Consider the following 8330-nt stretch of genomic DNA (forward strand, 5'->3'; position numbering starts at 1 on the left):
TTTTTTCGGCAAGTCCGGGCGTTTTTTCGTATATACGAAAGTAAAAGATACACGATATAAAGATTATTAGTAACAAAGGTAATGAGAAATGTAACATTGATCCTCGACGACGGGAGCCGCTTTCATGGCAAGTCGTTTGGCTATGAGAAACCGGTAGCCGGTGAAGTAGTATTCAACACGGCAATGACCGGATACCCCGAAAGCTTGACCGACCCTTCGTATGCCGGCCAGTTGATGACACTGACTTATCCGCTGGTAGGGAACTATGGGGTACCTCCCTTCACGTTCGAAGCAAACGGACTGCCTACTTTCATGGAGAGTGAAAAAATCCATGCCGAAGCGATTATCGTAAGCGATTACAGTGAAAAATATTCACACTGGAACGCAGTGGAAAGTCTGGGCGACTGGCTGAAACGCGAACAGGTTCCGGGCATCACAGGCATCGACACACGCGAACTGACAAAGGTATTGCGCGAGCATGGAGTGATGATGGGAAAAATCGTGTTCGACGATGAACCGGACAACATTCCCGAAGCCACCTATGCTGGTGTAAACTACGTAGACAAGGTTTCTTGCAAGGAAGTGATTCGCTACAACGAAGGCGAAGGCAAGAAAAAAGTAGTGCTGGTAGACTGCGGCGTGAAATCAAACATTATCCGTTGCCTGCTCAAGCGTGACGTGGAAATCATCCGCGTGCCTTGGAACTACGACTTCAACTCCCTGCAGTTCGACGGTCTGTTCATCTCCAACGGTCCGGGCGACCCCGACACCTGCGATGCAGCCGTGCAGCACATCCGCAAGGCCATGCAGAACGAAAAACTTCCTATCTTCGGTATCTGTATGGGCAACCAGCTGCTTTCAAAGGCAGGAGGTGCCAAAATCTACAAACTGAAATACGGTCACCGCAGCCACAACCAGCCGGTACGCATGGTAGGCACGGAAAAGTGTTTCATCACCTCGCAGAACCACGGTTATGCCGTAGACAACAACACACTGGGAGCCGACTGGGAACCGCTCTTCATCAACATGAACGACGGTTCGAACGAAGGTATCCGCCACAAGAAGAACCCTTGGTTCTCCGCTCAGTTCCATCCCGAAGCTGCCAGCGGTCCTACCGACACGGAATTCCTGTTCGATGAGTTTGTAAAGTTGCTGTAATCCACTAAAAAACAAAGAAGACAATGAAAGAAAACATAAAGAAAGTATTGCTGTTAGGTTCAGGAGCCCTGAAAATCGGTGAAGCAGGTGAATTTGACTACTCCGGCTCGCAGGCCCTGAAAGCACTGAAGGAAGAAGGTATCGAAACCATCCTGATTAACCCGAACATCGCCACCGTGCAGACTTCGGAAGGTGTGGCAGACAAAATCTACTTCCTGCCCGTCACTCCGTATTTCGTAGAAAAGGTCATCGACAAGGAACGTCCCGACGGCGTGCTGCTGTCATTCGGCGGTCAGACTGCCTTGAACTGCGGTGTGGCTCTCTACAAGGCCGGCGTGTTCGAGAAATACAATACTCGCGTACTGGGTACTCCGGTACAGGCCATCATGGATACGGAAGACCGTGAGCTCTTCGTACAGAAGCTGGACGAAATCAACGTAAAGACCATCAAGAGTGAGGCGGTAGAAAACATTGAAGACGCCCGTCGTGCGGCGAAGGAACTGGGCTATCCGGTCATCATCCGTGCAGCCTACGCCCTGGGAGGTCTGGGTTCAGGTTTCTGCGACAACGAAGAAGAACTGAACGTGCTGGCCGAAAAAGCCTTCTCTTTCTCTCCGCAGGTGCTGGTGGAAAAGAGTCTGAAAGGCTGGAAGGAAGTGGAATACGAAGTAGTGCGCGACCGTTTCGACAACTGTATCACGGTCTGCAACATGGAAAACTTCGACCCGCTGGGTATCCACACCGGTGAATCTATCGTTATCGCTCCGTCACAGACACTGACCAACAGCGAATACCACAAGCTGCGCGAACTGGCCATCCGCATCATCCGCCATATCGGTATCGTGGGTGAATGTAACGTGCAGTATGCGTTCGACCCTGAATCGGAAGACTACCGCGTAATCGAGGTAAATGCCCGTCTGAGCCGTTCTTCTGCCCTGGCTTCTAAAGCCACCGGTTATCCTCTGGCTTTCGTTGCTGCCAAATTGGGGCTGGGTTACGGACTGTTCGACCTGAAGAACTCGGTAACAAAAACAACTTCTGCCTTCTTTGAACCGGCACTGGACTACTGCGTATGTAAGATTCCTCGCTGGGACTTGGGTAAATTCCACGGCGTAGACCGCGAGCTGGGCTCCAGCATGAAGTCGGTAGGCGAAGTCATGGCCATCGGACGTACCTTCGAAGAAGCCATCCAGAAAGGTCTCCGCATGATTGGTCAGGGCATGCACGGTTTCGTAGAAAACAAGGAACTGGTTATTGAAGACATCGACAAGGCTCTGCGCGAACCGACCGACAAGCGTATCTTCGTCATCTCAAAAGCCATGCGTGCAGGCTACACCACAGACCAGATTCACGACCTCACCAAGATTGACAAGTGGTTCCTCGACAAGCTGATGAACATCATGCAGACTTCAAAGGAACTCCACGAGTGGGGCAATAACCATACACAGCTTTCACAACTTCCAGACGAGCTGCTCTACAAGGCAAAACGCCAGGGATTCTCCGACTTCCAGGTGGCACGAGCCATCGGCTACGAAGGCGATATGGAAGAAGGCAGCCTGGCCGTCCGCAACCATCGTAAGAACGCAGGTATCGTACCGGTAGTAAAGCAGATTGACACGCTGGCAGCCGAATATCCGGCACAAACCAACTACCTGTACCTGACTTACAGCGGTGTAGCCAACGACGTGCATTACCTGGGCGACCACAAGAGCATCGTCGTACTGGGTTCAGGTGCTTACCGCATCGGTTCATCCGTAGAGTTCGACTGGTGCGGCGTGCAGGCACTGAACACCATCCGCAAGGAAGGCTACCGCTCGGTAATGATTAACTACAATCCTGAAACCGTATCGACCGACTACGACATGTGCGACCGTCTGTACTTCGACGAGCTGACCTTCGAACGTGTGATGGATATCCTCGACCTGGAAAACCCGCACGGCGTCATCGTATCTACCGGCGGCCAGATTCCGAACAACCTGGCCCTGCGGCTGGATGCACAGAAGGTAAACATTCTGGGAACTTCTGCCAAGAGCATCGACAACGCCGAAGACCGCGACAAGTTCTCGGCCATGCTCGACCGCATCGGTGTAGACCAGCCTGAATGGAGCGCACTGACTTCTATGGAAGACATCAACGCTTTCATCCAGAAGGTAGGCTTCCCGGTACTGGTTCGTCCGTCGTACGTACTCTCCGGAGCCGCCATGAACGTCTGCTCCAACCAGGAAGAGTTGGAACGCTTCCTGCAACTGGCCGCCAACGTATCGAAGAAACATCCGGTGGTAGTCAGCCAGTTCATCGAACACGCCAAGGAAGTAGAAATGGATGCCGTGGCACAGAACGGCGAAATCGTGGCTTATGCAATTTCTGAACACATCGAGTTTGCCGGTGTACATTCAGGTGACGCAACTATCCAGTTCCCGCCGCAGAAACTGTACGTAGAAACCGTACGCCGCATCAAGCGCATCTCTCGTCAGATTGCGAAAGAGCTGAACATCTCCGGTCCGTTCAACATCCAGTTCCTGGCTCGTGAAAACGACATCAAGGTAATCGAATGTAACCTGCGTGCCAGCCGTTCGTTCCCGTTCGTCAGCAAGGTACTGAAGATTAACTTCATCGAACTGGCCACAAAAGTCATGTTAGGTCTGCCGGTAGAAAAGCCCGAAAAGAACCTCTTCGACCTCGACTACGTAGGAATCAAGGCCAGCCAGTTCTCGTTCAACCGCTTGCAGAAAGCCGACCCTGTGCTGGGTGTAGACATGGCTTCTACAGGTGAAGTAGGTTGTATCGGTGCCGACACATCATGTGCCGTACTGAAATCCATGCTATCCGTAGGCTACCGCATTCCGGAAAAGAACATCCTGATGTCTACCGGTACATTGAAACAGAAAGTAGATTTGCTCCAGGCGGCTCGTGCCCTCAAAGAAAAAGGTTATAACATCTTCGCGACCGGCGGTTCTTCTAAATTCCTGGCCGAAAACGGAGTAGAAAACACCCGCGTGTACTGGCCAAGCGAGGAAGGACATCCACAAGCGCTGGAAATGTTACACAAAAAAGAAATTGACATGGTAGTGAATATCCCTCGCGACCTCACTCCTACCGAATTGGATAACGGATACAAAATCCGTCGTGCCGCTGTCGATTTGAATATACCTCTGGTAACTAATGCCCGTCTGGCAAGCGCATTCATCAATGCCTTCTGCTCTATGAGCATTGACGACATCGCCATCAAGAGCTGGGACGAATACAAATAATCTGTACCGCTTAAGGTATAGCTAAAATTTATCCCCTCCGGGACTCTTTGTTGTGAATGAGTTTCGGAGGGGATTTTATTTATAGAAAACACCAGACAATAAAAAAGCCCACCGATAAAGGACGATGGGCAAGAGCCTAAATGTTTTCACAACGGAATAATCCTTATTGTGATTTGCTTCATTTTAGTTTTACAAATGTACAAAGAAACGGCACAAAAAACAAGCTTTTCTCGCAAAAAGTTAGTAGTTTTGAGAAAACTGAAAAAAACATAACTATGAAACATATTTTAGGCTTAGATTTAGGGACAAACAGTATAGGATGGGCAGTCATCAATTCAAGTTTTGACGAAACGACTCAAAAAGAACAACTGACAAGCATAAATGCAGCAGGAAGCAGAATAATTCCCATGGATGCAGCTCAATTAGGAGATTTCAATAAAGGAAATACAGTATCACAAACAGCCAATCGTACTCAATTTCGTGGAACACGCCGATTATATGAGCGCAAAAAGCTCAGAAGAGAAAGACTGCATCGCATCTTACAATTATCAGGATTCCTCCCAGCACATTATGCCAGCCAATTAGACAGGTATGGAAAGTTTATTGCTAATTCTGAGCCAAAACTTGCCTGGACAACCAATACGAAGGGACTTCCTTGCTTTATCTTTCAGAATTCATTCCAAGAGATGCTCAATGACTTTTTACAAAACAACTGTCAGGTAAAAAAAGTTCCATACGACTGGACTTTGTTTTATTTACGTAAAAAAGCTTTGACACAAAAAATTGAAAAAGAAGAATTAGCTTGGATTTTATTAAATTTCAATCAAAAAAGAGGATACTATCAGTTGCGCGAAGAAGAAATAGAAAAGCCATCGTCTAAAACACGACAATATTTTGACAGTCAGATTGTAACAGAAATTATTGATACCGGACAAGTTTATAAAGGATTAAAAATTTTCACCATAACGCTTGAAAATGGAGAGAAAGGGAAATTCTTCAGAAAAGATATACCCGACTGGAAAGGCCAAAAGAAAGATATTATCGTAACCGTAGACCTCGATAAAAATGGGAATGACAAATACGATGAAAATGGAGAATTATGCCGTCGTTTCAAAATTCCTACCGAACAAGAATGGGAAGAACAATGGGAGCTTATTAAAACAAAAACTCAAAAAGACCTTGACGCATCTCAAAAAACAGTTGGTGCATACATCTATGATACGCTATTGAAAACCCCGAACCAAAAAATTCGGGGAAAGTTGATTCGCACCATTGAACGCAAATATTACAAAGAAGAACTCTATCAAATACTGAAAACACAAGAAAAGTTCCATCCAGAATTACGAGATTCCAATCTATTACAAGCCTGTATCGAAGAACTATATTCCAATAATGAAGCACATCGTAATACAATTGCTAAATACAGCATGGCGCAATTACTCATTGAGGATATTATATTCTACCAGCGTCCGCTTAAAAGTAAAAAGTCGCTTCTCAGCAATTGCCCTTACGAAGAATACACATATATCAATAAAGAAACAGGAGAAATATGCATTTCTCCGCTGAAATGTATTGCCAAATCGCACCCTCTTTTTCAAGAGTTCCGTCTTTGGCAATTTATATCCAATCTGCGAATCTACCAAAAGGAAGGCACTCTCAACGGAAAACTTGCGACTGACATAGATGTAACAAATGAACTCCTGAAAAATGAAGAAGATTATGCCAACTTATTCGACTGGCTTAATCAAAAAAAAGAAATCAAACAAGATGCATTTCTCAAATATCCGACATTTGGGCTAAAGAAAAATGCGGCAAATTATCGCTGGAATTATGTGGAAGACAAAACATATCCCTGCAACGAAACACATTCTAAAATACTTTCCTATTGGGAGAAAGCAGGAATAGAAAAATCAGCCTTAACATCAGAAATAGAAGAAAAGCTATGGCATATCTTATATTCTATCTCAGATAAAAACGAACTCAAGACAGCGTTACAACATTTTGCCGATAAAAACAAGTTGGGAGATAACTTTGCAAACATCTTCCAACAAATACCTTCTTTCCCAAAAGACTATGGATCTTATTCTGCCAAAGCCATCAAAAGATTGCTTCCTCTCATGAGAATGGGAAAGTACTGGCATCCTGAATCAATAGACAATGCTACCCTTACCCGCATCCATCAAATTCTGAATAGAGAAATAGACGAAATTACAGCAAACAGAATAAAAGAGAAAACCATCCATTTAGACAGCCTCTCCTCATTTCAAGGACTTCCAACCTGGTTGGCATGCTATATCGTATATAACCGGCACTCTGAAATAAAAGACATCACAAAATGGCAGAAACCTTCAGACATTGATGCTTTTCTGAATACGTTTAAGCAACACTCCTTACACAATCCTATTGTGGAACAAATCATAATGGAAACCCTGCGTACTGTACGCGACATTTGGAAACAGATAGGACATATTGATGAAATTCATGTCGAACTAGGACGTGAAATGAAGAATCCTGCCGACAAACGCAGAAAACTCACCCAGCAAATACAAGAAAACGAAAATACTAATCTGCGTATCAAGGCACTTCTTACTGAATTTGCAAACCCAGCATTTGAAATCGAAAACGTACGTCCCCACTCTCCTAGTCAGCAAGATTTATTGCGCATATACGAAGAAGAGGTGCTAAACGAGAGTAAAGATATACCAGAAGATATAGCTAATATTTTGAAGAAATTCAATGAATTTGATGTAAAAAAACGCCCGTCTACATCCGATATATTACGCTATAAATGCTGGCTGGAACAGAAATACCGTTCCCCTTATACCGGAGCTATGATTCCTTTGGGAAAATTGTTTACCCCTGCATATGAAATTGAACATGTGATTCCACAGTCTCGCTACTTTGACGACTCTTTCACAAATAAAGTTATTTGTGAAGCAGAAGTCAATAGACTCAAAGGAAATATGCTAGGCTATGAATTTATCAAAAACAATCAAGAAAGAATAGTAGAACTGGGATTCGGACAGAACGTAAAAATACAGACAATTGAAGCCTATGAACAATTTGTGAAAGAACATTATTCATACAACCGCACTAAAATGCAAAAGCTATTGATGGAAGACATTCCAGACCAGTTTATTGAACGTCAATTAAACGATAGCCGTTATATCAGTAAGCTTATAAAATCATTATTATCTAATATTGTACGTGAAGAAGGAGAAGCAGAAGCTACCTCTAAAAATGTCATTGTCTGTACAGGGAACATTACAGACCGATTAAAAAAAGACTGGGGAATCAATGACGTATGGAATAAAATCATTTTGCCTCGTTTCCTGCGCTTGAATGAGATTACAAAAAGTAACCGCTTTACGACGACCAATGCACACAATAAGATAATCCCTACGATACCACTAGACTTGCAAAAAGGATTCAACAAAAAACGTATTGACCATCGTCACCATGCCATGGATGCCATCATTATTGCTTGTGCCAACCGGAATATAGTCAATTACCTGAACAATGAATCAGCCAGCAAAAATGCAAAGATCTCACGCCATGACTTACGCCAGATATTATGTAAAAAAATAAAGACCGATGACTCAGGAAACTATCAATGGCTCATCGATAAACCTTGGGAAAGATTTACTCAGGATGTCTATTCCATTTTAGACAATATTATTGTAAGTTTCAAACAAAATCTACGTGTCATCAATAAAACAACTAATCACTATGTCCATTATGAAAACGGAAAGAAAGTAAGTTGTCCACAAAGACAAGGCGATAGTTGGGCTATCCGTAAGCCTATGCATAAAGAGACCGTATATGGAGAAATCAACCTTCGCAAAACAGGTACTGCCACGTTGAAAGCCGTTCTTGAAAATCCTCAAAGCATTATTGAAAAAGATTTGAAGAAAAAAATAA

At 44.5% G+C, this 8330-nt stretch carries 3 protein-coding genes; all 3 read left to right on the forward strand.

Annotation, left to right across the window (positions count from 1 at the left end; all coding sequences use genetic code 11):
- Positions 1-81 precede the first annotated feature (81 nt).
- Complete coding sequence (carA, locus tag ACMJ0U_RS08395) at positions 82-1158, forward strand: glutamine-hydrolyzing carbamoyl-phosphate synthase small subunit (RefSeq protein WP_417129533.1); 1077 nt, start codon at positions 82-84, stop codon at positions 1156-1158.
- A gap of 23 nt (positions 1159-1181) precedes the next feature.
- Positions 1182-4409, forward strand: a complete 3228-nt coding sequence (gene carB / locus ACMJ0U_RS08400; RefSeq protein WP_417129534.1) for a carbamoyl-phosphate synthase (glutamine-hydrolyzing) large subunit — start codon at positions 1182-1184, stop codon at positions 4407-4409.
- Between the two features lie 275 nt (positions 4410-4684).
- On the forward strand, positions 4685-8330 hold a 3646-nt coding region (gene cas9 / locus ACMJ0U_RS08405; protein WP_417129535.1), incomplete at its 3' end, for a type II CRISPR RNA-guided endonuclease Cas9.

The sequence above is a fragment of the Phocaeicola sp. genome (genome assembly GCF_048170425.1).
Lineage (GTDB): Bacteria > Bacteroidota > Bacteroidia > Bacteroidales > Bacteroidaceae > Phocaeicola.